The 23855-nt window shown below is 65.6% G+C and carries 23 protein-coding genes, 2 tRNA genes and 1 pseudogene; 6 read left to right on the top strand and 20 right to left on the bottom strand.

Annotated elements, in window-relative coordinates; genetic code table 11:
• The 5 genes from R6U01_RS06850 to R6U01_RS06830 all read right to left on the bottom strand — a co-directional run.
• Positions 1 to 3602: UvrD-helicase domain-containing protein (locus R6U01_RS06850; RefSeq protein WP_410285716.1), on the bottom strand; the 3602-nt coding region annotated here is incomplete at its 3' end.
• Entirely contained in the window at positions 3599 to 6694 is a 3096-nt protein-coding gene (locus R6U01_RS06845; RefSeq protein ID WP_410285715.1) for a PD-(D/E)XK nuclease family protein, read from the bottom strand. The genes R6U01_RS06845 and R6U01_RS06850, both read right to left, overlap by 4 nt.
• A gap of 691 nt (positions 6695 to 7385) precedes the next feature.
• Positions 7386 to 8378, bottom strand: a complete 993-nt coding sequence (locus R6U01_RS06840) for a hypothetical protein (RefSeq protein WP_410285714.1) — start codon at positions 8376 to 8378, stop codon at positions 7386 to 7388.
• Positions 8379 to 8819: 441 nt separating this feature from the next.
• Positions 8820 to 9257 (bottom strand): hypothetical protein, encoded by a 438-nt coding sequence (locus tag R6U01_RS06835; RefSeq protein ID WP_410285713.1) that lies wholly within the window; start codon positions 9255 to 9257, stop codon positions 8820 to 8822.
• The gene (locus tag R6U01_RS06830) at positions 9250 to 9825 is read right to left on the bottom strand and encodes a hypothetical protein (RefSeq protein ID WP_410285712.1); all 576 of its coding nucleotides are present in this window, start codon (positions 9823 to 9825) and stop codon (positions 9250 to 9252) included. Before R6U01_RS06830 ends, R6U01_RS06835 begins: the two co-directional genes overlap by 8 nt.
• Before the next feature lie 363 nt (positions 9826 to 10188).
• Between R6U01_RS06830 and R6U01_RS06825 the strand changes: the two genes are divergently transcribed.
• Both R6U01_RS06825 and R6U01_RS06820 read left to right on the top strand, forming a co-directional pair.
• Positions 10189 to 10473, top strand: a complete 285-nt coding sequence (locus R6U01_RS06825; RefSeq protein ID WP_410285711.1) for a hypothetical protein — start codon at positions 10189 to 10191, stop codon at positions 10471 to 10473.
• 180 nt (positions 10474 to 10653) lie between these two features.
• Positions 10654 to 10896, top strand: a pseudogene (locus R6U01_RS06820) (restriction endonuclease); the annotation flags it as partial.
• Positions 10897 to 11146: 250 nt separating this feature from the next.
• Here the strand turns inward: R6U01_RS06820 and R6U01_RS06815 are convergent.
• Positions 11147 to 11221 (bottom strand) — tRNA-Val (locus R6U01_RS06815).
• 83 nt (positions 11222 to 11304) lie between these two features.
• Between R6U01_RS06815 and R6U01_RS06810 the strand changes: the two genes are divergently transcribed.
• The gene (locus tag R6U01_RS06810) at positions 11305 to 11820 is read left to right on the top strand and encodes a hypothetical protein (RefSeq protein WP_410285710.1); all 516 of its coding nucleotides are present in this window, start codon (positions 11305 to 11307) and stop codon (positions 11818 to 11820) included.
• A 6-nt stretch (positions 11821 to 11826) separates the two neighbouring features.
• On the opposite strand, the gene R6U01_RS06805 is transcribed toward R6U01_RS06810, so the two are convergent.
• The 6 genes from R6U01_RS06805 to R6U01_RS06780 all read right to left on the bottom strand — a co-directional run bounded on the left by R6U01_RS06805 (position 11827) and on the right by R6U01_RS06780 (position 14632).
• Positions 11827 to 12099: a hypothetical protein gene (locus R6U01_RS06805; RefSeq protein WP_410285709.1), complete on the bottom strand. Its 273-nt coding sequence runs from the start codon at positions 12097 to 12099 to the stop codon at positions 11827 to 11829.
• A gap of 176 nt (positions 12100 to 12275) precedes the next feature.
• Positions 12276 to 12809, bottom strand: a complete 534-nt coding sequence (locus tag R6U01_RS06800; protein ID WP_410285708.1) for a cob(I)yrinic acid a,c-diamide adenosyltransferase — start codon at positions 12807 to 12809, stop codon at positions 12276 to 12278.
• A complete protein-coding gene (locus tag R6U01_RS06795; protein ID WP_410285707.1) occupies positions 12806 to 13045 on the bottom strand; it encodes a glutaredoxin family protein in 240 nt (79 codons plus the stop codon). The genes R6U01_RS06800 and R6U01_RS06795 overlap by 4 nt, the downstream gene beginning before the upstream one ends.
• Before the next feature lie 85 nt (positions 13046 to 13130).
• Positions 13131 to 13529, bottom strand: a complete 399-nt coding sequence (locus R6U01_RS06790; RefSeq protein ID WP_410285706.1) for an acyl-CoA thioesterase — start codon at positions 13527 to 13529, stop codon at positions 13131 to 13133.
• Between the two features lie 84 nt (positions 13530 to 13613).
• Positions 13614 to 14288, bottom strand: coding sequence for a phosphate signaling complex protein PhoU (gene phoU / locus R6U01_RS06785; RefSeq protein ID WP_410285705.1), 675 nt, complete (start codon positions 14286 to 14288; stop codon positions 13614 to 13616).
• Positions 14289 to 14557: 269 nt separating this feature from the next.
• A tRNA-Val gene (locus tag R6U01_RS06780) sits at positions 14558 to 14632 on the bottom strand.
• A gap of 206 nt (positions 14633 to 14838) precedes the next feature.
• On the opposite strand from R6U01_RS06780, the gene R6U01_RS06775 reads away from it, so the two are divergent.
• Complete coding sequence (locus tag R6U01_RS06775; protein ID WP_410285704.1) at positions 14839 to 15978, top strand: M24 family metallopeptidase; 1140 nt, start codon at positions 14839 to 14841, stop codon at positions 15976 to 15978.
• Positions 15979 to 16027: 49 nt separating this feature from the next.
• Here the strand turns inward: R6U01_RS06775 and R6U01_RS06770 are convergent, their stop codons facing one another.
• Positions 16028 to 17431 (bottom strand): NAD(P)/FAD-dependent oxidoreductase, encoded by a 1404-nt coding sequence (locus tag R6U01_RS06770; protein ID WP_410285703.1) that lies wholly within the window; start codon positions 17429 to 17431, stop codon positions 16028 to 16030.
• A gap of 184 nt (positions 17432 to 17615) precedes the next feature.
• On the opposite strand from R6U01_RS06770, the gene R6U01_RS06765 reads away from it, so the two are divergent.
• Positions 17616 to 18971, top strand: a complete 1356-nt coding sequence (locus R6U01_RS06765; protein WP_410285702.1) for a sodium-dependent transporter — start codon at positions 17616 to 17618, stop codon at positions 18969 to 18971.
• A gap of 100 nt (positions 18972 to 19071) precedes the next feature.
• On the opposite strand, the gene R6U01_RS06760 is transcribed toward R6U01_RS06765, so the two are convergent.
• The 6 genes from R6U01_RS06760 to R6U01_RS06735 form a co-directional block, all read right to left on the bottom strand.
• Positions 19072 to 19899: a glycerophosphodiester phosphodiesterase gene (locus R6U01_RS06760; RefSeq protein ID WP_410285701.1), complete on the bottom strand. Its 828-nt coding sequence runs from the start codon at positions 19897 to 19899 to the stop codon at positions 19072 to 19074.
• On the bottom strand, positions 19896 to 20111 hold the full coding sequence (locus tag R6U01_RS06755; protein WP_410285700.1) for a hypothetical protein: 216 nt from the start codon (positions 20109 to 20111) through the stop codon (positions 19896 to 19898). Before R6U01_RS06755 ends, R6U01_RS06760 begins: the two co-directional genes overlap by 4 nt.
• Positions 20112 to 20126: 15 nt before the next feature.
• On the bottom strand, positions 20127 to 20783 hold the full coding sequence (locus R6U01_RS06750) for an AIM24 family protein (protein ID WP_410285699.1): 657 nt from the start codon (positions 20781 to 20783) through the stop codon (positions 20127 to 20129).
• Positions 20784 to 20888: 105 nt separating this feature from the next.
• Positions 20889 to 21554, bottom strand: a complete 666-nt coding sequence (locus R6U01_RS06745; protein WP_410285698.1) for a cytochrome c biogenesis CcdA family protein — start codon at positions 21552 to 21554, stop codon at positions 20889 to 20891.
• A gap of 13 nt (positions 21555 to 21567) precedes the next feature.
• The gene (locus R6U01_RS06740; protein WP_410285697.1) at positions 21568 to 22113 is read right to left on the bottom strand and encodes a TlpA family protein disulfide reductase; all 546 of its coding nucleotides are present in this window, start codon (positions 22111 to 22113) and stop codon (positions 21568 to 21570) included.
• Positions 22110 to 22802, bottom strand: a complete 693-nt coding sequence (locus tag R6U01_RS06735; RefSeq protein WP_410285696.1) for an SCO family protein — start codon at positions 22800 to 22802, stop codon at positions 22110 to 22112. Before R6U01_RS06735 ends, R6U01_RS06740 begins: the two co-directional genes overlap by 4 nt.
• 159 nt (positions 22803 to 22961) lie before the next feature.
• Between R6U01_RS06735 and R6U01_RS06730 the strand changes: the two genes are divergently transcribed.
• Positions 22962 to 23159, top strand: a complete 198-nt coding sequence (locus R6U01_RS06730; protein WP_410285695.1) for a cold-shock protein — start codon at positions 22962 to 22964, stop codon at positions 23157 to 23159.
• An 81-nt stretch (positions 23160 to 23240) separates the two neighbouring features.
• Here R6U01_RS06730 and R6U01_RS06725 read toward each other — a convergent pair whose 3' ends face one another.
• Entirely contained in the window at positions 23241 to 23744 is a 504-nt protein-coding gene (locus R6U01_RS06725; protein WP_410285694.1) for a macro domain-containing protein, read from the bottom strand.
• Positions 23745 to 23855: the final 111 nt, after the last annotated feature.

Raw genomic sequence — 23855 nt, 5'->3', positions numbered from 1 at the left:
ACGTGGTATGTGTCTGGAGTGACGATGAGGTGGTCGATGAACCCGCTGACGATACCAGTATTGAGGGTGAGTTCGATATAGTACTCGTCGTGGGTTTGTTGAACGTCTAGCGTGCTGTGGAGGGTATTGAGATACCGGATCGCGGAGTCGGCGGCGGTTTCGATGGCGTCGTACGCTGAGTCGGGGTACATGGCTTCGGTGATTCCGGGAGTGCGGTCGTGTTGTTCTTGGACTGCTTGGTCGATGACGTGACTGCGTCGCTCTGTCGGTGGCCGGGTTTCGCAGAGCCGGTGGACGGCGTGTCCGTGAATGGCGGCGGGAATGTCGCGGTCGTCTCGTGTTGTGGAGCCGCGTTCGTTAGCGCTGTCGGCATTCTGCGTTACGGGGGTGGCAGTGACCTGGTGTGTGTCGTCGTAGTGCTGGAGTTGAGCGGTGCCGGCGGGGATACGGCTCAGGTCGGATGCAGAGAGGGTGAACTCCCAAGGATGCTCGTACTCGTATGCGGAGCGGTGTGTTGAAGCCGAGACGGGGTCGGGGTCGTGGTCGTATCGCTCGGTATCGGGCGGGCAGCGAACGGTGATGTCACCGTGGTCGGTGGTTCCGATGATATCGAATGCGCGCGTGACGGTGAATGAGCCGTCGGTTTCGAGGGCGTTCCAGTTCCGTATTGCGTCATCGTTGTCGCCGAAGAGTGCGGGTTGGATCCAGTCGCGGTAGGTGCTCGGGTTGTCCGGGTCGGGTTGTTTGATTCCAGTGTCGTGGTCGTCGTCGGCCGTGTGGCGACCGGTGAGGATGAGGTGCTCTTCGGCGCGTGTGGCGGCGACGTAGAGGACGCGTTTTTCTTCGGCATACTCTTCGGCGCGACGGCGGTCGCGTGCCACGTGCCGCATGAGCGTTGCGTTCGTGTCGGTGCGGTCGTCGGTGGGGACGTTCAGACCGAGGACGGGACGACGCTCACCATCGATCGGGACGCGTTCGTACTCGATGCTGCCGTTGCTGAGACGAGCTTTGTCGTTGAAGCCTTTCCCGAGCCCGGGGACGACGACGACAGGGTACTCCTGGCCTTTCGCCTCGTGGACGGTCATGATACGGACACCGGTCGCGTCGGTGGCGTCGTTGGCTTCGGGTTCCTTCCGTCCCTGTTCAGCCTGGTTGGTGAGGCGCGTGGTGACGCGGTCGAGGCTGGGGATGCCGCTCGCGTCGAACTCACGGAGTTTGTCGCGGAGCTTGTCGACGTTGGCGAGTGCGGTGGTGCCGCGTTCGTCGGCGGCGATCGCGGCGAGATACCCGGTTTCTTCGAGGATCCGGTCAGCAAGTGCGACCCAGCTATCAGTGGTCGCTCCGGGCGTGTCACCAGTGCCGGCGTACGTACGCCAGCGTTCGAGGTCTGCGACGACGGATGTCACGTCCGGATCGTCGCTTGCTTGGAGGGAGACCCACAGCGTGTCGCCTGGGTCGTGTGCAGTGGCGAGTTGCGTGTCAGTGAGGCCGCACAGCGGGGACCGGGCAGCGGCGTACAGCGCGATGTCGTCGGTCGGGTCGGCGAGCGCGTCGAGGAGTGCGGTGAACGCGCGGATCTCCGGCGTGTCGTAGAACCCTTCGCCTTTGATGACGGTGTACGGAACGTTTGCGCCGCGGAGGCCGCGCTCGTAGTCTTTGAGATCGCTGCGGGACCGGATGAGTACGGCGATGTCGTCCGGCGTGACGGGACGCGTGTCGGCGTCGGTGTCGCCGTCGTGGTCGGTGACGAGCGTTTCGTCGTTGAGCAGTTCGGCGATGCGATTGGCGATGGCAGTCGCTTCGATGTCGGCCGGTTCAGACTCGGGGAGATCGGTGAGGTCGTGATCCGGAGAGAGATACCGGTTGCGGAGGTCGGCGTCGACCGGGACGGGGAGGTACTCGGTGATCGGGTCGAGCTCGGTCGGCGTGTCGCGCCCGGCGACGAGCGGAGCGCTCACGGCTTCGTACGGTTCGTCGTCACCGTACGCGAACACGCGGTCAAACAGGCCGTTGATGGCGCGGAGCGTCTCGGGGAGAGTGCGGAAGTTCGTGGTGAGCGCTGGGTCGCATACACTCGATCCGTTCGCGGTGTTCGCGGCGTGGATCGTGTCAACGGCGTCGTCGAAGACGGTGACGTCGGCGTCCCGGAACCGATAGATGCTCTGTTTGATGTCGCCGACGACGCACACGTTATCGGCGTCGAACGGGTCCGAATCGCTTGTGAGCGCTTGGACGAGTTGCCACTGCCGCGTGTTGGTGTCTTGGAACTCGTCGACCATGACGTACCAGAGATCCTCTCGGAGGCGGGCGGTTGCGTCCGTGTCTGTGTCCGTCAGGAACGTGAGCGCGTGCCCGATAAGGTCGTTGTAGTCGAGTACTCCACGCTGCTGTTTCCGGTCGTCGTACTCGGCGAGAGCCGTGTCAGCGAGGTCGACGAGCGCGATCAGGAGGTCGTGAGCGTCACGGTCGGGGTCAAGTGACGCGTCAATCGGCTGGGCGTCTGGGTCGAGCGTGTCAAGCACACCGTCCATCGCCTCGCGGAACCGGACTGCGGTCTGGCCGTCGCTCTCTCGGAACGATTTGTTCCCGTAGTACGTTCCGTCGCCGTACCGGTCACCGTCACCGTTCGTGAGAATGCCGCAAAGCGTGAGACACAGCGAGAGCCGCGTGATTGGAGACATGTCCTCTACATCCATACTGGTGAGGTCCTCGTAGAAGTCGAGAATTTCATTCCCGACACGCTTCATCGGATTTGTTCCGAGCCTGTCGCTGACCTCGTCGTCGCCGTACAACTCGTGGAGTGTGTCGAGATCGTCACGGATGGTATCGAGCAAGTGTTTCGGGTCGGCGTCCAACGGATGCAGTTCGACGAGATACGTCTCGTACGCGTCGAGGTCTTCCAGGTCACGGATCTCGTCGATCCAGCGGCCGGTCATGTCCGGTTCGGCGATGAGTCCGGCGATCACATCCGCGAGTTTTGCCCGGTCGAACAGGGTGGCGAGAATCTGCGTTTCCGGGGGTTCTGATTCGACGAGTTCGGTCGCAACCGTCGTGCGGAGCTGCGCGGTTTCACCGGCTTCGAGCACGTCGAAGTCAGGGTCGACGGCAGGGTGTGTGACCGCGTACTCTTCAAGGATGCGACTACAGAACCCGTGCGTGGTGTCGATGTACCCGCCTTCGACGCCGTCGGCGGCGGCGCGCCAGACGGCCCACCGGCCCGGGTCGTCGATGTCCGCGAGTCGGTCGCGGATCTTCTCGCGGATGGAGCGTTTCAGGTCTTCGGCGGCGCGGTCCGTGAACGTCGTGACGACGATCCGTTCGGGGAGGCGGCGCGCCGCTGCCGGATCCGTGATTCGATCGATGTCGTCCGGGACGCGGTACGCCGGTTCCCCGTCACCGGCGGTGAGGCTCTCCGGGCCGTCGAGATGGGCCCGCAGGATCGTGAGGTACCGTTCGGTGAGCGTCGTCGTTTTCCCGGTCCCGGCACCGGCTTTCACGGTAACGTTTCGGTCGATCGTGCGGGCAGCGCGTTGCTGTGCGGGGGTGAGCGTGATCTCGTCGCCAACGTCGTGTGGATCTTCAGTAGGCGTGTCGTCAGTCATTTGGTGTCCTCCGTGTCGAGGCCGGGAGCGTAGTGCGGCGTGTTCGTGTCGGTGAGGTGCTGGTGAACGGCATGTCTCCGGTGGTGGCGGACGTCGCACGCGTCGCGGTACGGGCAGTACTCGCACCCGGCGGTGCCGGGGTCGAGGACGGTCGGATGGAACGACCCGTCGTCGACAGCAGTCGAGATTCGGTCGATCCGGTCGGGAACGGTCTCATGGAGGAACTCGTTGAACTCGTTGCGCGTGTCGAATGCGAGCGACCGGTAGCGTCGCAACGGGTCCGGGTCGTCTGTCCCCCAGTACGCGTGGGCGGCGTCTTCGTCACCGCCGATCGTGCCGTCGTGCGGGGAGATAGAACTCGTCGGAGTCACTTGGTAGTAGGACGCTCCGACGGGTTCTCCGTCGAGCGCTTCTTCGGCCATTAACAAGTACGCGGGGAGCTGAAAGGCGTGCCCGTCGACCGTGTCGCTCTCGTTATTCGTGCTCCCTGTCTTGTAGTCTATGCCGACGAGCCCGCCGTCCGATGTGATATCGAGCCGGTCGATTTTCCCGCGGATCTCCACGTCCGTCCCGGGGATGCGGACGGGATCGTCCGAAATCACTTCCGGGCCGGGTTCGTCAGGCGTGAGCCCGACGTGTGCCTCGAAGTACGTCGGCGTCACGTCCCGGGGCGCGAGTTCGACTTCGGCACGAAGGAACCGTTTGAACAGCCCGGCCGCCGCATCTGGGTCGCCGTACCGGTTGTCCGGAACGTCCAGCCCGTCGAACAACGCAGCAAGCCATGCGTCGTGGAACGCGGTTTCGCGCGCGTCTAGCTCCGCAAGCCGCTCAGCCGCGACCGCGTACAACTTCGTCTCTGCGTCCGCCAGTGTGTCCTCGCTGACGTTCTCGTTGCCTGCCGCCCGCCACTCGCGGTAGAAGCGTTCGAGCACGTCGTGGACGTACGTCCCGATGTCGAGCGCGTCCGGCTCCAGCGTGACCTCGTCGTCCGATTCGATATCGAGGACGTTCCCGAGGTAGTACTTGAACCCGCAGTCGGCGAACGTCTCCAAGCGACTCGGACTGTACGGTTGCCCGTCATCCCGCAAGTCCGCGACGACTTCCGGGTCGACGTGGCCATCGTACTCACCGACTGTATCAACCGCGCGTGCGGCAGCGACTTGCACGCCGCTTGCGAGCCGTTTCGGCGCGTTCGCACCCGGCACATCGATGTCGTACGTGTCAGCGTTCGCCCCGGCCTCCCTCGGCGTCACGGCGTCCGTGTCGATGGCAGTGGCGAGCGACCGGTGTACGTCCGCGTACGTCGCTGGTCCCGCGCGGTTATTGTCACCGTGTTCCACCTCCAGTTCAGTGACGCGTTCGAGCTCCAGCACCGTGTCGGCGATGACGTACGGGTCACCATTCGCATCGCGCTCAGGCGCGGTGAACGTCACCGTCGCGTCGGACGCGAGCAACTGCGCGAACGCGTACCGCGTCCCCGCGACGGGGTCCGCGGCCTCGAAGTCCGAATGCGCGTCGTTGAGCGGGCGCGCGAACGCCAAGCGGCGCGGGGGCGACGGCGTGTGCTCGGTCGTGAGTCCCGGTACGATCACGTGATCCGTGTCGTTCCCTACCGCCTCGACCGGTGAGCACACCCGGACGCTGTTCGACTCTCGACCGATCGTCGTGTCGATTGAGACTTGTTCGAGCGCGCGTCGCAGGGTTTCGACAGTCGTGTCCGCGTCGACAGCCCGCCGACTTGATGGGCGGAGATCAGTCAGTGACGCACACACGTCGGCCGCGGCCTCTATCGCCTGTTGCTCCCGAGCCGTCACGTGCCGTGAGAACTCAACACCGTCCGTGAGACTCGGTCCGTCGTTACTCGTCGGGATGCCGAGAGCGGCGAACAGCTCCTGACGGGCAGCGTCGAAGTCACCGTTGGTGACGAATTGGTCACACGCCGCAACGGCGTCGCGGACCAGGTTTTCGTCCGTCGCCTCAACGTGGTCAGTAAGCACAGAGACCCGCGCCGACTCCAATAACTCCGCGGTCCGAAGCACCCGGCGAGTGGATCCTCGCTGACCGGGATACACGAGTGGGTTCGACAGCAGCCTGACGAGCGGAGCCTGTCGGTCTGGCTCCGTCCCGAGATCCATCACAGCCTCGAACAGCTTCCCGGTCGACGTGGCGAAGAACGACTGTGACGAACGGAACGATACGGGCACGTCCGCGTCACGGAGTACATCTGTGAGCCGGTCACCATACGTCTCTGCATCGAACGGCGCGACGGCGATCGCTTCGGGATCGACGCCCTCCCCGATCAGCGACCGCACCTCGCGCGCGACGGCACGCACCTCGCGTTGAACCGTTGCGTGCGTCTCGACGGACACGCCGGATCCGACCGCGACCGGCTCGTCTCCCCCGCTGGCGTGCCGGTACAGAGATGCGGCCGCGGTTTCACGCAGTGTAGACGCTCCCGAGTGTTCGCCGGTCGCTGTCGACTCGAACCCGAGATCCTCGTACCAGTCGCAGATGCGGCGTACGGCGGCATCCACACCGTTCGGCTCTTCGCTATCAGTTACGCGCGGTACCACGACCCCGGTGTCGAACGTGTCGGCAAGTAACCCAACGACATCGCGTTCCAATGGAGAGATCGTTTGGAACGAGCCGATGACCACTACGTCCGTCGCGGCGAGTTCGACCTCCACGAGCTGCTGTCCAGCGTTGAGGACGTGCCGGAACCGTTCACTCCGGAACGTCTTCGCGTCACCGAGCCCGTCACGACGCGCCTCGTGAACGAGCCTGACGAACTGCGACAACGCGCGCCCGAGCTCAGGAACCTCTTCCCGGGTGAGGCGCTGTTTGACTTCATCCGCTGTGATCGCGTCCGCGAACTCCAACAGCGTCAAGAGCTCTTCGGCCTGTTCGATGAGTCCAACGGCAGGGTCATCCTCGGTGTACAACGGGTGCGTCGGATCATCGATGCGGGCAAGCGCCTCCTCGACGATCCACCGGCGCTCCGCGTCCGTAACGAACGTCGACGGCCCGGCGTACGTGTCCGCCTCGTACAGCGCGTCGACGAGCGTACGAAACCCGTCAAGCCGTAGTTCCACACGCGACCCGTGCACGTTCCACTGATCAGCGATGACCGTATCGTCTACCGCCGGCGGTTCGAGATATAGTACCGAGTGCGGCACACCCGTAGCCCGGTCACCAGCCCACCGGAGTGCGGTAGTCCGATTGCGGGAGGGTGTCGATCCAGAGAACATTCGGCGGGCCGTCATTACGTTATCCTCTCGCAATCACCATGTGAAACTTGTGCTGTCCGAGTCAACGACGGCGCTGTAAGCGAGTCGTACAGGCAGAGTGGGGGGAGGTGATGCTGTCGGCGAGTTTTCTATCGATCATACTAATTTTCAATTGCTACGTCTGGGTGCGTTTTCGAATCAGGCATTGTAGATCTACATTAGTCGAATAGAATTCAATACCTGGGTATTGTAATTATATAATTTTGAGTGGTGTCAAGATCACTCTGCTGCTCGTGGGTTTTGACCGGATCGTTTCCAAATTACATTATGAGGCTCCACGCTCCGGTCCCTCGATTTTCGAGGAGTTATTGTCTGTGGTAATGTATACGATGGTTGTCAGTGGCGTGTCCTGGATGGTGGGTTCCGGAGTGAGTATACACTCCGGAACGGGGTGTGACGCGCGAATTCACGATTTCGGGGTGTCAGAATCAGGCCAGTAATAGTACTGTTGTGTACCCCATTTAGGGGAGAGTGGTGGGGGTGTGTGGAAATGGAGCTACCAGTTAACTGAGGTGATTTGGTCTCGGCTGAGCTCCGGGGCGTCTGCCCCGAGGGTGGCTTGCTTGAGCCGCCATGTAGTCGTCCAGTCGGCGACGGCCCAGTTGTGCTCGTCGCGATCGTACGCGTTCTGGATTCGGTCCCGACCTGCCGAGATACTGAACTCTGAATCGAAGGTGCCGTTCGGGAGGGTACCGAGGCCGTCCGAGTTGTGCCAGTGGTTGAACACTCGGTATGCCGTGCGCCGCGTGTCGAAGACGGCGATTGGTTTGGCTCCCTGCCGGTCTAACTCGCGTAGCTTCCGGTACGTGGACCGGTGAAGCTTCCAGTTGTTGTGACCGGTCAGCACTTCCCGGGCGATCGATTGACCGCGCTGGTCATTGGCGAGGGCGTCTATTGTGTACCCGTTCCAGTCGTAGTAGCTTGTGCCGTTCCACCCGCGAATGGTATCGTGGAGTCGGACGAGGCCGACCGTCACGCGATGTGTGAGTCCTTCGTGCGGGTCGCCGCGCAGGGTTGGATACGCTTCGCTCTCGTTGATGTGGGTGCGGGCTTTGTCGTTGAGGTCGTACCAGGCTTGTTTGCGGAATAGGGTCGTCGATTTGAGGAACCCAGTGGTGGTTTCGAACCAGTCGGCGTCACCGAATGCGAGCAGCGTATCGTGGCCGAGCCTCGTGTTGTAGTAGAGCCGATTGAGTTCGGTTCTGTCGAGGTCGTGAGTGATGTGTTTGATCGTCGGGCAGTGGTCAGCGAGCAAGTGAACGCCGCACACGACGTCACCGTTCCACAGCTTTGTAATCCGCCGTAGCAGTGTTCGCCTATCCTCGGTGATTCGGACGGACGGGTCAAATGAGTTCGATGCTCGTCGTTCCCATGTCTTCGGGAGGACGCTGCGCGGTCGCGGCGGATCGAGCGGATTGTATATGAAGCGCTTTTCGAACTCCTCCGGGGTGTACCACTGGAGTCTGGGACGGTCGTACGCGTCGATCATCAGCACGTGGTCATTGAATGCCGTTGCTTTCGGGATCTCAAAGCCGATCGCAGACCAGTCACAATCCCCCTCGTTACGTGGGATGGGGTGGCAACCGCTCAGATCATCATCTGTACGGGCCGGGAACACTTCGAATGAGCAACGCCCTCGGGGATTACGTCGTCCGGGCCTCCCGTATAGCGAGGCGTCGTTCAGCCAGTGATCATCATATGCCGGTTCGAACGGGCTTAATCGCATACTCGAAACTAGAGTCCACAGCGCCAAAATAGATCGCCCTGAGAATGCGTTAGAAGTCCTCTAATACGTATTCACAGCAAGAATCTCCGACTCACAGCACGACCAAATTGCGGGAATTCGAGGCGAAAGTCTTGCCCTTCGGGACGGGGAGGATGTCATCGCTGTGGATCGATTCTGGGAGTCAGTTTCACCCTCATCAGGTAGTCACTCGTCCCAGAAGGCTTTGATCCGGCCATCAAGATCGGTAAGCACAGCTGCGAGTACGTCCCGCCAGTCGTCCGGATAATCGGCATCCTCTCCGGGGGTCGATGCCTCTGGAGGCCGATGGAAGTGCTCGCGGGTGTTATGATCATTCGGGTGCCGGTCCCATCGGCATTCCCACGAGTTCCCGGTCTGGTACTGCTCCGAATAATGGATGCTGAAGTCATCGGTCTCGAACCATCGGATCCGTAGATACGCACGAGTGACGCCGCCTGGAAAGTATCCGAGATCGTAGTCAGCGACGACTGCGTTCGGCGCGTATTCCGGTCGTGCCTGGATATCGTCGAACCGGTCGCTACGGGCGAGGTGTGTAGCAATGCGGTCGAGAATTTCTGTATCGATTGGACCGCGACTGGGTGGATCAGCCGTGTCCTCAGGCATCGACTGGACCGGGCTTGCTACCAGCGACTGGATTGTTTCGGCGTGCTGCGTCGAGGAGTGCGGCTCGTTGTTCGAGTGTCTCCCACTCAGAGAGCGCTTCCCAGGCTGCTTCGGTGGACAGATTCTGCTCCTGAGTCGCGTCGACGAGGGACACTTTGTCTGGGTGCGTTGCATCGAACTGCGCTCTGTAGTCCTCGATTTGATTGAGCGTATCGTCGAGTGCGTCAACGATCTCTTGCTCAGAGTATTCCTCTCGGATCTGGTTGATGCGCCGCCACTGGAAGTACGCGTCGTTGCGCTCATAGCGGACCGGGCGGCCGTTGTGCCGGTGAACCATGCCCATGTCGTCAAACCACTCTAGGTAATCTCGCGCCGTTTCGGTGTTGCAATCAGCACGCTCCGCGATCGTCGATACCTTGGTCGGTGTGCGAAGCCCCACTACAATGTCGAGAAGTCGTTCTCGGATTGGCCCGCCCTTGAGCAGTGTGTCGGGTGATTCCAGTTCGCCGAGATCGGAGGGCGATTCCTCGCCGCCGTATGCATCGTCGGGGATGTCTGTGGGGTCCATGCGAGGGTCTCCGTACTGCATTCTACTGAGCCTAGCGATTTATATCTGTGGTGCGCTAAATTATTTCTGCTTCAACTGTGATTAGCCGACTGGCGATTCTGCGCTTTCTGGGCGTTCAAGGAGTTCATCCGAGGAGGATGCCGTCGTCGTTATCGACGAGGACGAATTACTCCCGTCCCGGATCCAACGCCTCTGGGAAACGGAAATACAGGACACCGGAATGACGCTCGTGCTCGTCGGGTTTTCTCTGGCTGTACAGAAGCTGTGTTCAGGAGTCGAGAAGGGTGTAAATCCGACTCTCTGGAAATACCCCACTGCAACTGAATAGGAACTTTGAGGGGAGTAAGAGGAGTGTGGAGGGCTATGAGTCCTACCGTCCAGGAACTTCGAAACGCGATTCGAGTGGGGACAGGTCGCTTCGAACGGGAGGTCAACGCGTCGTTCACGAAGGAAGAACTACAAGCGATTTGTGAGACACTCGGAGTCGATATCGACGAGGCGGGACGGCCGTCGACAACGCAGATGCGCCGACTGATCCGGGCACACGTCGGCATCGCTGAGTCGCCGGAGGCGGCCGACGGCTCCACCTTCCGGAAGCCCGACCTCGAAGCGATCGCCGACGGAGTCGAAGCATCGTTCGAGCCGTAGTCGCCAGTCGCCAACCGCTCCGGCTGCTCCGGTTCCCGACCTGACTCCCCGAGCGAGGCCACCTCCTCCTGACCGACCCGCGCCGGGTATCTCGTACGACTATCGGACCACCTCTCTGAACTGGTGGGACCCTCGGCACTCAATGCCAATACGCAGCGACCGACTGTTTCACCCCGTTTTTCGCACATCAGAACGGAGCGCCTGGAGGGAACTCCCGTCTGTACCGGGTGTGCGGTGACCGAGCGCTTCGCGTTCAAAACGAAGTACTTCTACGACGAGGAGAACCGGGACGCGTTCCGCGAGGAGTATGCGTCGATGTCGTTCTACGAGAAGGCGATGGAGAACACGCCGCTCGCCCTCGGCGCGGTCTGCGTCGTCGTCCTCGTCTTGCTCGGAGTGCTCCTCAGTATCGGTGGCCTCTGACGGATTCCTCCGACACGATCGCTGCCGACCCTCTATCTCGTCGGACGCGGAGGTCCGCGACGCCACCAGATACTTATGTATCGATCCGAGTCATATAACCGGATTCCCGGACGGAGGCGACCAGCATACGGAGACCGGTTGAGTTAGGAAGTTTCCGACCCCCCGAAAACACGGTCCGAAATCACGATTCGGGCGCTAGGAAGTCTGAAGAGCGAGAAATCGCACGGTTACAGTCCGTGCGTACTACGTATGGGTTGGGGCGGATTCGAACCGCCGACCTGCTCCGTGTGAAGGAGCCGTCATAACCTGGCTAGACCACCAACCCGCTCGTGTCGAGGTATCCGATGTCGGGACTTAAGAGTTACTTTGTCGCGGGGATTCATCTATCGAGCGCCTCACGACCTACCCGTGACCCACGAGCTCCGGTTTCTCGAACACCTCCGCCAAGGCGTCGCCAGCCTGTTACACCTCCCGCTGTCGGCGATCGGGCTCTACGCCGAACGGGAGACACCCCGTGACCAGTACGCGCTCACGCTCCACGAGCCGTACCCGCTCGTCGAGGCGCGGCTCCACCGGGCGGGGTTCGTCCGTAACCTCGTCTCCTCGCTGAAGTTTCGCGACTACGTGATGCCGCCCGAGACGTCGGTCGCCAGCTGGGTGTGCTACCCGAACGGAGCGCTCGGGAGCGACTACCAGCTCCACCTCGCGCTGTTCGTCGGCCCGGACCGCGCGACGACCGACGTGTACGCCCACTGGGAGCCCTCGTGGATCCGCCACCCGATCCGCCACTACCGGGCGAGAGACGTCGACGCGGCGGCCGGCGTCGAGCGCACTCGCGCGCTGTTCGAGCGGGAGGGCATCGAGTACGACGTGGTGCCGGCCGACGAGCGCGTCGCTACCGGGACGGCGACCGCGAAAAACTGAGTGCCGTTACTTCTCGGCGGCGTCGTGGCCGCGGTACTCCTTGATTCGCGCTCGGGCGGACGCGACCGCCTCGCGGGCCTCGCCCTCCGCGCGCTCCTCTAACCGCTTCAAGTCGGCCTGGATCCGGTCCAGCCGCGAGGGCTCCGGCTCCTCCTCCTCGGCGCCGATGAGGTCCTTCACGCGGGCCTCGACCGGCTCCAGCTCCTCTTTCACGCCCGCCTTCGCGTGCTCCGCCGCTCGACCGAGGTAGTACCGCGCGTCTTCGAAGTGCTTGCTCATATCTGTCCTTTGGAAGGCGACGGATATATTCTTTGTGGCTGTGGCGAGACGACAGGATCGGGAGGGCCGCCGGTCGGGCGGTGGTCGATTCGAGGACCGGGACGACCACCCCACCGGCGTGACGGTCGCTCTCGGGGCGGCTTCAGCTGCCGAAACGGCGTCGCCGAGCCCGTGGGTCAGTACGTGGGCGACTCCTCGGGTTCGCCGTCGCGGGCGTTGGCGACCCGTCCGAGCGTGAACAGGAGGTCCGAGAGGCGATTGAGGTAGGAGACGACCGCCTCGTTGATCGGCTCGGACCGCCCGAGTTCGACGACCCGTCGCTCGGCGCGGCGGGTCACGGTCCGGGCGTGGTGGAGGCGCGCGCCCGACTCGCCGCCGCCGGGCAGGACGAACGAAGTCAGCGGCTCCAGCTCCTCGTCGAACGCGTCGATCCGGTCCTCGAGCAGCTCGACCAGTTCGAGCCCGACCTGCGGGTCGTCGGGGTCCGGGTCCGGATTCGCGAGGTCCGCCTGCACCACGTGGAGGTGATTCTGGACCGTCTCCAGCAGCTCGTCGAGGTCGTCGTACCCGGTCGGGCGCACGGTGCCGATCAGCGCGTTCGCCTCGTCGACGGTCCCGTACGCCTCGATCCGCGGGCTGGACTTCGATACGCGGCTCATGTCCCGGAGGTCGGTGTCGCCCTGGTCGCCGCGTCCGGTGTAGATCGTCATGCGAGGCTCCGATCGACGTACTCCAGGATGTTCGCGCTCTCGGCCATCGTCACCCCGCGTTCCTCGTCGATCAGGACGGGAACGCCGCGCTGGCCGCTGACCCGCTTCACCTGGTTGCGGTCGGAGTGGAGCGCGTCGACCCACTCGGTCTCGTACTCGATCCCGGCCTCGTCGAGCGCGTCGGACACCTTCTCGCACCACGGACACCCGTCGAGCGCGTAGAGTCGGACTGCCATACTCCACCGATCGGCGCGCGGCGGCAAGAAGGTACGGTGTCGACGAGCCGCCCGCCGCGCGACCGGGTGGTCGCGGGCCGCGAGACTACAGACCGTGATACGCGCTCATCCCCTCGCGGAGCGCCGCCGGGACCGGCGCGGGCTCGCCGGTGTCGGGATCGAGGCTGACGAGCGTCGCCTCGCCCTCGGCCACGACCGCGTCGTCGACCCGGAACTCGTGGGTCATCGTCACGCTGGAGCGACCCATCTCGGCGACGTCGACGTCGACCGCGACCGTCCCGTCCGTCAGCTCGACCGGCCGCCGGAAGTCGAGCGAGAGCGACGCCAGCACCGCCGACACCCGCGAGAGGTCGGCGCCGAGGACGTCGCGGAAGTACTCGGTCCGGGCCTGTTCGAGGTACGTCGCGTAGACGGCGTTGTTGACGTGGCCCATCGCGTCGATGTCGCGGAATCGGACGTCGATCTCGGTCGTGTACGTGCTCATGTCGGGACCTCCGCGGGAAGGGGTTTGTAGGCGTCGGGATCGGTCGGCGGACCTGACGGACGGGTCCGTAAGCCGGGAAGACCGTCAGTACAGCAGCGCGTCGTCGTTCTCGATCATGTACAGCGACCGGGCGGCGATGTTGACCGCGTGGTCGCCGACGCGTTCGAGGTCGCGGATCGTGAGGAGGAGCCGCGAGACGTTCCGCATCGTCCCCTCCACGTCGGCCTCCTCGCGGAGCTCGTCGCGCTCGATGAGGTCGCGGACGACGAGCTCGCTCGCGGCTTCGCAGGCGGCGTCGAGGTCGTCGTCGGCCTCGGCGACCGCGTGACACAGCTCGGGGTCCGACTCCGCGTACGCCTCCATGGCTTCGTCCAACATCGTCAGCGTGTCGTCGCCGATGCGCTGGACGTCGACGTCGGGGAACACCTCGCGGTCGGCCCGCTTCGCGTACCCGCCGAGGTTCGTCGCCAGGTCCGCGATCCGCTCGAGGTCGGTGATGATCTTGAAGGAGGCCGCGATGAATCGCAGGTCGCCCGCCACCGGCTGCTGGAGCGCGATGAGGTCGGTGCACTGTCCCTCCAGTTCGAGGTACAACTCGTTGACTTCGGCGTCGCCGACGATGACCTCCTCGCCCAGCTCCGCGTCCTGTCGTTCCAGGGCGTCGAGGCCCATCCGGAGCCGTTCCGCGACCACTTCGCTCATGTAGAGCACGTCGTCGCGGAGACCCTCCAGCTTCGACTGGTACTGTTCGCGTGGCATCGTGTTGGCGTAATCGCCTCACCGAACGTATAAAAACACGTCGGCGATCGGTCGATCGATTTTCCGCTCTTCGCCTCGATTTCGCACTGCTGAAGGGCCAAATCTCCCGTTCTCGGCCGGTCTGCGGGTCCGCCGGTCGACGGTGACCGCAGTTATAAATAGACGCGAGCGAGGCTGACGAATCCACACCGGGGAGAGCGGCGGCGATCGTAACTCCGCACGGAGGACGGCAACATGCGCCGCTCGCCGTTGTAGTCGACCGAAGAAAGTGGGTTGGGGCAGATTTGAACTGCCGGCCTCCTCCATGTCAAGGAGGTGTCATAACCGGACTAGACTACCAACCCGAGGGGGCTTACTGACGCATCTCGTCGTATCCGGGGGACGTAATTGAACCTTTCGTTTCGGACGCCGACGGCGCGCCGCGGTCCCCCGATCGAGTCCGGGCGGTACGGACGGATCCGACTCTCGTCGACCGGGTGTTTCCGATCTCGACGCGACCGACGCGGCCGGCTTTCGACCGCTTTTACTGGATTGACGAGAGTGGGTCGGTATGGTCGATCTCGCCGCCCGCACCGACAGGCTCGACGCGTACCTCGACGAGCGCGGGCTCGAAGCGGTCTGGTTCGCCAAGCCGAACGGGTTCGCGTGGCTCACCGGCGGGGACAACGTCGTCGACGCCGACGCCGACGTCGGGGTGGCCGCGGCCGGCTACGACGGCGCGCTCCGCGTGATCACGGACGGGATCGAGGCGGAGCGGCTCGCCGACGAGGAGCTGCCCGACGCGTTCGCGGTGGAGTCGTTCCCGTGGTACACCGGTTCGCTCGCCGAGGCGGTCGCGGAGCGCTCGCCCGCCCCCGCCGCCGCCGACTTCGACGTGCCGGGCTTCGAGGCCGTCGACGGGAGCCGGCTGCGGCAGCCGCTCACCGACGACGACGTCGAGCGCTACCGCGAGTTGGGCCGCGAGGCCGCCGCCGCGGTCGAGACCGTCTGTCGCAACCTCGAGCCCGAGGACCCTGAGTACGAGGTGGCCGCCGGGATCGACATCTCGCTCGCCTCCCGCGACGTCGACACCCCCGTCGTGCTCGTCGGGGGCGCGGAGCGCGCGCAGGCGTACCGCCACTACACGCCGACCGACGCGACGCTCGGCGACTACGCGCTGGTCTCCGTCACGGCAGAGCGGGCCGGCCTCTACGCCTCCCTGACGCGGACCGTCGCCTTCGACGCCCCCGACTGGCTGGAGGAGCGCCACCGCGCCGCGGCCCGCGTCGAGGCGACCGCGCTCGCGGCGACCGAGGCCGCCGCGGCCGGGACTCTCACCGGCGCCGGAGGCGGCGACTCGGACGCCGTACCGGACACCGCCGGGGACGTCTTCGACGCGATCCGAGCGGCGTACGACGCCGTCGGCTTCCCCGACGAGTGGCGGGAACACCACCAGGGCGGCGCCGCGGGGTTCGCGGGCCGCGAGTGGTTCGCCGCGCCGGGGAGCGACGAGCCGGTCCGGCAGCCGACGGGGTACGCGTGGAACCCGACCGTGCAGGGGGCCAAAAGCGAGGACACGCACCTCGTCGCGCCCGGGTTCACCGAGACGCTGACGAAGACGGGCCAGTGGCCGGCCCACGCGGTCGAGCCGGTTGACGTCGACGGGATCTCGACCGAACCCCGGGAACTGACCGCGCCGGTCGTCCGGTGAGCCGGAGCGACACAGACTGACAAAGAGAGACGGCGCCGACCGCGCGGCCTCAGTAGACGTATTCGGTCTCGTCGATGCCGACGTAATCCTTCTTGACGCGCCGCTTGTTCCACTTGTAGCCGAGCAGCAGCTTCGCCGACTCCCACCCCGAGCGGTACGGCTGCGAGAGGAGGTTGTCGCCGGTCTCGGCCGCCAGCATGGCGTCGGCGGCGCCGATGATCCGGTCCCAGTCGTCCGGGTCGTAATCCGCCACCATGTCGGCCATCGTCACGTTGCGGACGATCTCGTCGCCGATCGCCTCCTTCCAACGCCGGTTGTAGGGGGCCAAGTCGCCGGCCGCGGCCAGTTCGCCGGCGATGGCGCCGGTGCGGACCGCGACGTGGTCGCCGCCCTCGTGGAAGGCGGACGTGGTGCCCATCGCGCCGCCGACGACCGCGACGCCGGCGTCCGTGGGCGAGTCGATCGGGCGCGTCGACGAGATGGGGTACGTCTCGGTGCCGTTCCGTTTGCCGGCCGCCTCGACGAGCGGGAAGTCCGACTCCACGTCGTACTCGTCGCCGTACTGCCACTCTAGGAGGCGCCGGACGTACTCGCCGCCCTGCGGGATCGACTCGTCGCCGGGCTCAAGCAAGGCGTAGGCGTCCCGGTCGAAGTCGTCGACGTCGAGGCCGATGGGCATCGTCAGCCCGACCCGGCAGACGCGATCGTCGTTCGGGAAGATCCACGGGTACGCCGTCTCGCCGGGCATCACGCCCCACCAGAAGACGAGCGCGTCGTTCACCTCCTCGTACACCGCCTCGGGCACGCGGCGGTACTCCTGGTACGCGATGTGGTTCGCCGTGCGCGAGGCGAGGCGATCGGAGGCGGCGGCGTCCGCGGGGAGGTACTCGTCGAGCACGCGGTTCGTCACGGTGCGCTGCGGGCCGTCGGCGAGGACGACGAAGTCCGCCCCGACCGACTCCCCGGAGGCGAGTTCGACGACGTGACGGGGGTCACCGCCCTCACCGGAATCGTCTCGCGGGTCGACCGACAGATCGGTGTCGACGCCGCGGACGGACTCCCCGGCGCGGTACTCCGCTCCGGCGTCCTCGGCGCGGTCGCGGAGCCAGTCGTCGAAGCGGGCGCGCTGGAAGGTGTAGCCGAACTTGTCGTACGAGGAGTCGATTCCGGTGGTGGTGAGCGTCGCCGCCTCGGTCGGCCCGCGGAACTCGGCGCGGTTCAGCTCCCGCTGGACGACGCCGTCGTCGAACTCGTCGGGGTGGATCCCCATGATGTCGACCCAGTAGTCCAAGATTCCCGCCGCGTCCGTCGAGTCGGGGCCGAGCCGTTCGCGGTCGGCCCGCGGCACGCCCCTCTCGAGGACGAGGGCGTCGGCGCCGCCGGCCGCGGCCGCGCGCGCTGCGGAGGCGCCGGCCGGGCCGCCTCCAACGATAGCGACGTCTACGCGTTCCATACCCCGTGAGGTAACCCTCCGGCTATTAAATTCACGGTCCCAGACCGATCGAGAGGCACCGCGCGGACCGTCCGCAGGGCGCCGGCCTCCGCTCGTCGCCGCGAGATCGTTCAGGGTCGTTTATATGGGTCTCAACGGCGGAAAGACACGTTTTTAGTCCGCAGCGAAATTCTCTCGGGTACCAATGGCACGCGAGACATGGGCGACGCGGGCGGGGTTCATCCTCGCCGCGGTGGGCAGCGCCGTGGGGCTCGGGAACGTCTGGCGGTTCCCGTTCATCACCGGCCAGGAGGGCGGCGCCGCGTTCCTCCTCGTCTACCTGCTGTTCGTCGCGCTGATCGGTTTCCCGGCGATTCTGGTCGAGTTCGTGATCGGGCGGTACACCAACCTGAACCCGGTCGGCGCGATACGCGAACTCGGCAGCGGGCCGTGGAACTACCTCGGGTGGCTGTTCGTCGTCACCGGCTTCGTCATCCTCTCGTACTACAGCGTCGTCGCCGGCTGGTTCCTCCGGTACATGCTGATCGGGGTCACCGACGGCTACGCGCTCGCCGGCCCCGAGGAGGCCGGGGCGCTGTTCGGTTCGGTCTCCACCGGGCTCGACTCCCTGCTGTTCCACGCCGTGTTCATGGGGCTCGTCATCGGGATCATCGCCGCCGGCGTGCGGAAGGGCATCGAGGTCGGCGTGAAGGTGATGGTCCCGGCGATCATCGCCCTCCTGATCGGGATGGCGGCGTACGCGTTCACGCTCGACGCCTCCGGAGCGGCGTACAGCTACTACCTCTCGCCGGACTTCGGCTACCTCATCGCGAACTGGACCAGCATCCTACCGGCCGCCGCGGGACAGGCCTTCTTCACGCTGTCGCTCGGGATGGGCGTGATGATCACCTACGCCTCCTACCTCGGTGAGGACCGGAACCTCGCGTCTGACGGCAGCGTGATCGTCGCGCTCGACACGCTCATCGCCGTGATCGTCGGCTTCGTCGTCTTCCCGTTCCTGTTCGCGGCCGGAATCGAGCCGGGTGGCCCCGGCGCCAGCGCGATCTTCGTGAGCCTCACGTCGGCATTCTCCGGCATCCCCGGGGGTCGGATCCTCGGGATCGTGTTCTTCGCGATGGTCGGGATCGCAGCGCTCTCCTCCGCGATCAGCATCCTCGAAGTGCTCGTCTCCTACCTGATCGACGAGTTCGGCGTCGCTCGCGTCCCCGCCGCGACGGCCGTCGGCGTCGCCGTCTTCCTGCTCGGCGTCCCGGTGACGATCGACCTGGTCTTTCTCGACCTGTACGACAAGCTGGCCGACGGCATCCTGCTCGTGCTCGGCTCGCTCCTGCTCGCGCTGTTCGTCGGGTGGGTGATCCCCGAGGTCGCCCGCGACGAGCTGGAGAAGGGCATCGGTGAGCTCGACGGGCTCGGGACCGCTTGGGTCTGGATCGTCCGCGTTCCGATCGTTATCGTCGTGCTCGTCTCGCTGTACCTCGGGGTCGTCGATTACGCCGGGTTCCTCACGGGCGACTTCGTGGACTGGCTGGCGGCGCGGTAGGGGAGTCGGTCGACGATTCGGGCGGCAACCCGGGCGGAGGGTCCGGACCCCGCCGCGACCCGGAACAATTGGCGACCGCCGAGGGGCGCGGTCGCTGCGCTCAGTCGCGCAGGAGCGCGGAGTAGTCCGCGATGACCCCGTCGACGCCCGCCGCCGCGAGGCGGTCGGCCTGATACCACGTCTCGACGGTCCAGACGTGCACCGCGCGTCCCTCGTCGTGCGCGGCGGCGACGACCGACTCGGGCTCGGCGCCCTCTGGAGCGCCGAACCGATCCGCGTCGAAGAAGGGCGTGCCCCGGACCGCGTCGATCGGCGGGTGGATCGCCGCCGCGTCGTGCTCGCGGGCGATCGCGAGTCCGTCCGCGACGGATCGGGACACCAAGGGAGCGACGGGCAGCGACGACAGCTCTCGGACCGCCGCGAGCGCGCCCTCGCAGAACGACGAGAACAGGAGGTCGTTTTCACGTCCCTCCGTCGCGTCGAGGACGCGGTCGACGAAGGGGCGCCAGACGGCCGTCCGGTCCGCGAGCGCGTCGGCGGCGAGCTTCTCGTCGGGACGGAGGTCCCACCGGCCGGGGTTCTTGAGTTCCAGGTTCACGCCGACGTCAGCGGGGACCGCGTCGAGCACGTCCGCGAGGAGCGGAACGGTCTCCCCGCTGTCGAGCACTTCCGCGCCGGTGACCGTGGCGGTGTCCGTCTCCCAGACGACGCCCGTCGCGTCGGTGAGCCCGCGGCCGTCGCGACCGGAGAGCTCCGAATCGTGAACGACGACCACGTCGCCGTCGGCGGTGGGCATGACGTCGATCTCGATCCAGTCGGCTCGGCGATCGGCGGCTCGCTCGACGGCCGCCACGGTGTTCTCGGGATTCTCGCCGGCGAACCCGCGGTGGGCGATCTGGGCCGGAGCCGAGCGAGGGACGTCGGTCACGCTGCCTCCGGGACGGCGTCGGCTACCGACGTGACCCCGGCCTTGACTAGCGCGAACCGGCCGGGCGATTCCGCGCCCTCGTCGCACTCGGGGGTCGGTTCGTCGTCGCCGTCGGTCGGCGGCGGCTCTTCTATCGTCGACTCTTCTGTTGTTGTCGTCGACTCTTCTGTTGTTGTCGTCGGCTCTTCTGTCGTCGTCGGCTCTTCGGCCATCGGTCGACTCACCGGTCAGGCGTGCTCTTCGTACGGCTGGACGATCACGAATCCGCCGGGGGTGTCGAACCGCATCTGGTACCGCTCCCCGGACTCCTGGCCGATCATGTCCGAGAGGCTGCGGTTGACCTCGACGCTCGGGGAGACCCCGCCCCACGCGACGGTCGCGCTGGGGTCCGTCGAGACCGGCGTCTCCAGCACGACCGGGTCGCCGTGGGTGGTGAGCGCGACGTAGCCCGGCCCTTCGAGATAGACGTTGCTGAAGCCGCCGGCGAACGAGCCGGCGAGGCTGTCGATGGTGCTAATCTCGTAGGAGAGCGACTCCTCGAACGCGAGCACGTCCTCGCCGTTGACCGTGATCGACTCGCCGGCGTCGAGTTCGATCACCTGGACCTTCTTGCCGGCGTCGGCGAAGTAGACGTGACCCTGTCCCTCGACGGCCATGATCGGCGTTCCCTCGTTGGTCGCCGCCTCCTTGAGGAAGCCGGTGATTCCGCCCTCCGCGGACGCCTTCCCGGTGAAGGAGACGTCGCCGGTGTACGCGATCATCGAACCGGCCTTCGCCATCACGGTCCCGTCGACGTCGACGTCGAGGGTGTAGCTGTTCTCGCGCTGGAACGGTTCCGCGCTCTCAGTCGGTGCGTTCGCAGCTGTGAACTGGTCTAAATTCATGAGCGGGGACCGAACGCTCGCGGACGGCAGCGGGCCGTCCGGTTCGGCCGGTCGAGTATTCCGCGCTATCGGGTATGAATGTTGCTGGTACACGACGACGGCCGGTCAGTACACGACGAGCGAGAGGTACAGCTGTCCGACGCCGGCGACGATCATCACCGCGCCGGCGAGCCGCTTCAGGGTTCCGGCGTGGGCCATCACTCGGTTCGCGTTGCTGACCAGCCCCACGCCCGTCACGACGGTCGTCGCGGCCATCAGGACCGCGACGACGCCGGCGTACACCGAGAGGACGAGGACGGCGGCGTCGTCGGGGAGCGCGATGGCGCGCGCGATCACGGCGAGGAAGATGGGGGCGACGCAACCCGCGCCGGCGAGCGCGTACCCCGCGCCGAACAGCCCGAACCCGAGGACGCTCGACCGCCGCTTCGGCAGCGAGACGGAAACCGAGGGGGCCCGCCCGGCGACGACGAGGAGCCCGAAGACGATCAGCAGCCCCCCGACGAGCGTCTCGAAGACGGTGATGTTCGACAGCGTGGAGTGACCGACCCGGACCGTCGCGCCCGCGAGCAGCGCGAACGTCGCGAGCACGCCGAGCGCGGCCGCGAGGCCGCGTACCCCCGCCCCGGTCACCGAGGCGTCGTCGGCGTCGACGGAGTTCACGTAGAAGCCGACGTACCCCGGCAAGAGCGGGTACGCGCACGGCGAGAAGAACGTCGCGACCCCCGCGGTCACGGCGAACGGGACGTTCGTCGCGAGCGAGACGTCGGTCATCGGACCTCTCCCGTCATCGGTCCAGCGCTCGCTCGATGCCGTCGACGAACTCCTCCGTGGTGTGGGTCCCTGAGGTGGACCAGCGGACGCGCCCCGTCGCGTCGACGGCCCGTGCGCTCGGGTAGCCGCCGACGTTGAGCCGGGCCGCGAGCTCGGCCGAGACGTCGGCCGCGACGAGCCAGTCGCCGTCGTGCTCGCGCCACCAGTCCGCCACGTCCGACTCGCTCACCGCGCCGCCGACGTCTTCCGTCGTCACCGAGACGAACAGGACCTCGTCGCCGATCCGGTCGTGGGCGGCGGCGAGATCGGGCATCTGCTCGGCGCAGGGGGGACACCACGTGCCGAAGAAGTCGACGAACGTCGGGCGGTCGGCGGCCGGAAGGGTCACCTCCCCGTCGCGGCTCCCCGGCGCCTCAACCGTGGCGAGCGTCACCGGATCGACCGCCTCGGGCTCGTCCCCGTCACCAAGCGCGTCAGGGACTCCGCCGGTCGCGACGACTCCCGCCCCGCCGAGGGCGCCGACGCTCGCGAGCCCGGCCAGGAGGTGGCGCCGCCTCACGCGGTGACCACCCGCTCGAAGTCGTCGACGAGCCGTTCGATGTCGGTCTGGGGGCCCCTCGGGTACGCCCGCTCGACGATCCCGTCCCGGTTGGCGAGGAGGAGGATCCCGACGTGGGGGAACTGGTACTCCAGGTTCTCGTACTCGTCGGCGTCCCGCTTCTCGATCACGAGTCCGAACTGCTCGTCCATCAGCTCCCGTCCGCGCTCGTAGCTCTCCGGGCGGAGGAAGTGCCAGTTGCCCGCGTCGAGGTCGACGCCGCGCTGGCCGGCGTACTCGCGGAGCACCTCCGCGGTGTCGCGTTCTGGATCGAACGTGAGCGAGAGGAACGCCGCCTCGTCGCCGAAGCCCTGCTCGGCGGCGTACTCCTGCGCGCGCCGGAGTCGGAGGATGAGCGCCGGACAGACGCCGTCCGGACAGTTGGTGTAAAACGAGGTCCACAGCACGGCACGCTCGCCCTCGAGGTCCTCGGTAGACACCGTCTCGCCCGTGATCGGATCGGGAACGGTGATATGAGGCATCTCGTCGCCGTAGCTCGGGTGCGACGCCTCGCTCAGGTCCCGCTCCGGCGGGTCGAGGACGGTCCCCTCGGCTCCCGAGTCGCCGAGGACGCCGAGGCAGCCGGCGGTCGCGGTGGTGGCGACGGCACCGGTCGCGGCGAGCGACCGCAAGTAGGTACGGCGATCCATGTGTCTAATCGTACCTAGGCGGACGCTGGTAAATGAACCTCGCGGCTGATGGCAGTCGGTGAACACGGGCGAAACGTATGCGGGACCGCGAGCCGGAACGGTCGTGGTACCACGACCCTCGCAAGGGTTATCCCCCGAAGGCCTGTACGTTTGGTTGCAATGGCAAACGGTAAGGTTGACTTCTTCAACGACACTGGCGGCTACGGTTTCATTTCGACTGACGATTCTGACGACGACGTGTTCTTCCACATGGAAGACGTTGGCGGCGAGGATCTTACAGAGGGCGAGGAGATCGATTTCGATATCGAGCAGTCTCCCAAAGGCCCGCGAGCGAGTAACGTCGTTCGCACGAACTAACTGACGACACTGTCGCCCTCGGGCGACACTACAACAGTCATTCTTCAGCACACTACGATCGAGAGCCACGGCCGTGGCAGTTCAGCCGGTCCGTTCGGCGACCTTGCGGAGCAGTTCGTACTGGTCGTCGGCGTAGGCGATCACGGCCACGTCGACCAGCGACTCGGGGGTGTAATCGGCGATCTCCGAGCAGATGAGATCCGCCGCGCGCTCGAAGGGGAATCCCGCTGCACCGGTGCCCAACACCGGCACCACGAGCGACTCACAGCCCAACTCGTCGGCGGTTTCGAGACTATTCCATGTCGCCTCTTGGATGCTCTCCTCGGTCGCTTTGCCGTCCCCGTAGTGAGGCATCGCCGCGGCGTGAATCACGTAGTCGGCGTCGAGATCGAACGCATCGGTGACCGCGACTTCGCCGAGGTCGACCGGGCCATTATCCATCGCAGCCTCGTTGATCGGGCCGTTGGCCCCGCGGCGGAGCGCGCCGGCGACCCCGCTGCCCATCCGGAGGCTCGTTCCGGCCGCGTTGACCAGTGCGTCGGCGCTCTGGGCGGCGATATCACCGTGAATCGTTGTGAACTCCATATCGGTAGTCACCGGCTACTTCCCCGTAAACACTGGTTACTCCACGGAAAATGGACTCTCTGTCTCGCGCCAGTTCCAGCCCGGCAGCCGCGTCTGAAACCTCGCCGCCAG

The organism is Halorubrum sp. (assembly GCF_046498025.1).
Classification (GTDB): Archaea; Halobacteriota; Halobacteria; order Halobacteriales; family Haloferacaceae; genus Halorubrum.
Note: the sequence above shows the minus strand (reverse complement) of the source record. Positions and strands in the feature narration are given on the sequence as shown.

Bases quoted from the DNA above. Each gene is read 5' to 3' on its own strand.
- R6U01_RS06840 (WP_410285714.1), bottom strand. From the start codon at position 8,378: ATGATCGACGCGTACGACCGTCCCAGACTCCAGTGGTACACCCCGGAG.
- R6U01_RS06835 (WP_410285713.1), bottom strand. From the start codon at position 9,257: ATGCCTGAGGACACGGCTGATCCACCCAGTCGCGGTCCAATCGATACA.
- R6U01_RS06830 (WP_410285712.1), bottom strand. From the start codon at position 9,825: ATGGACCCCACAGACATCCCCGACGATGCATACGGCGGCGAGGAATCG.
- R6U01_RS06825 (WP_410285711.1), top strand. From the start codon at position 10,189: ATGAGTCCTACCGTCCAGGAACTTCGAAACGCGATTCGAGTGGGGACA.
- R6U01_RS06805 (WP_410285709.1), bottom strand. From the start codon at position 12,099: ATGAGCAAGCACTTCGAAGACGCGCGGTACTACCTCGGTCGAGCGGCG.
- R6U01_RS06800 (WP_410285708.1), bottom strand. From the start codon at position 12,809: ATGACGATCTACACCGGACGCGGCGACCAGGGCGACACCGACCTCCGG.
- R6U01_RS06795 (WP_410285707.1), bottom strand. From the start codon at position 13,045: ATGGCAGTCCGACTCTACGCGCTCGACGGGTGTCCGTGGTGCGAGAAG.
- R6U01_RS06790 (WP_410285706.1), bottom strand. From the start codon at position 13,529: ATGAGCACGTACACGACCGAGATCGACGTCCGATTCCGCGACATCGAC.
- phoU (WP_410285705.1), bottom strand. From the start codon at position 14,288: ATGCCACGCGAACAGTACCAGTCGAAGCTGGAGGGTCTCCGCGACGAC.
- R6U01_RS06775 (WP_410285704.1), top strand. From the start codon at position 14,839: ATGGTCGATCTCGCCGCCCGCACCGACAGGCTCGACGCGTACCTCGAC.
- R6U01_RS06770 (WP_410285703.1), bottom strand. From the start codon at position 17,431: ATGGAACGCGTAGACGTCGCTATCGTTGGAGGCGGCCCGGCCGGCGCC.
- R6U01_RS06765 (WP_410285702.1), top strand. From the start codon at position 17,616: ATGGCACGCGAGACATGGGCGACGCGGGCGGGGTTCATCCTCGCCGCG.
- R6U01_RS06755 (WP_410285700.1), bottom strand. From the start codon at position 20,111: ATGGCCGAAGAGCCGACGACGACAGAAGAGCCGACGACAACAACAGAA.
- R6U01_RS06750 (WP_410285699.1), bottom strand. From the start codon at position 20,783: ATGAATTTAGACCAGTTCACAGCTGCGAACGCACCGACTGAGAGCGCG.
- R6U01_RS06745 (WP_410285698.1), bottom strand. From the start codon at position 21,554: ATGACCGACGTCTCGCTCGCGACGAACGTCCCGTTCGCCGTGACCGCG.
- R6U01_RS06735 (WP_410285696.1), bottom strand. From the start codon at position 22,802: ATGGATCGCCGTACCTACTTGCGGTCGCTCGCCGCGACCGGTGCCGTC.
- R6U01_RS06730 (WP_410285695.1), top strand. From the start codon at position 22,962: ATGGCAAACGGTAAGGTTGACTTCTTCAACGACACTGGCGGCTACGGT.
- R6U01_RS06725 (WP_410285694.1), bottom strand. From the start codon at position 23,744: ATGGAGTTCACAACGATTCACGGTGATATCGCCGCCCAGAGCGCCGAC.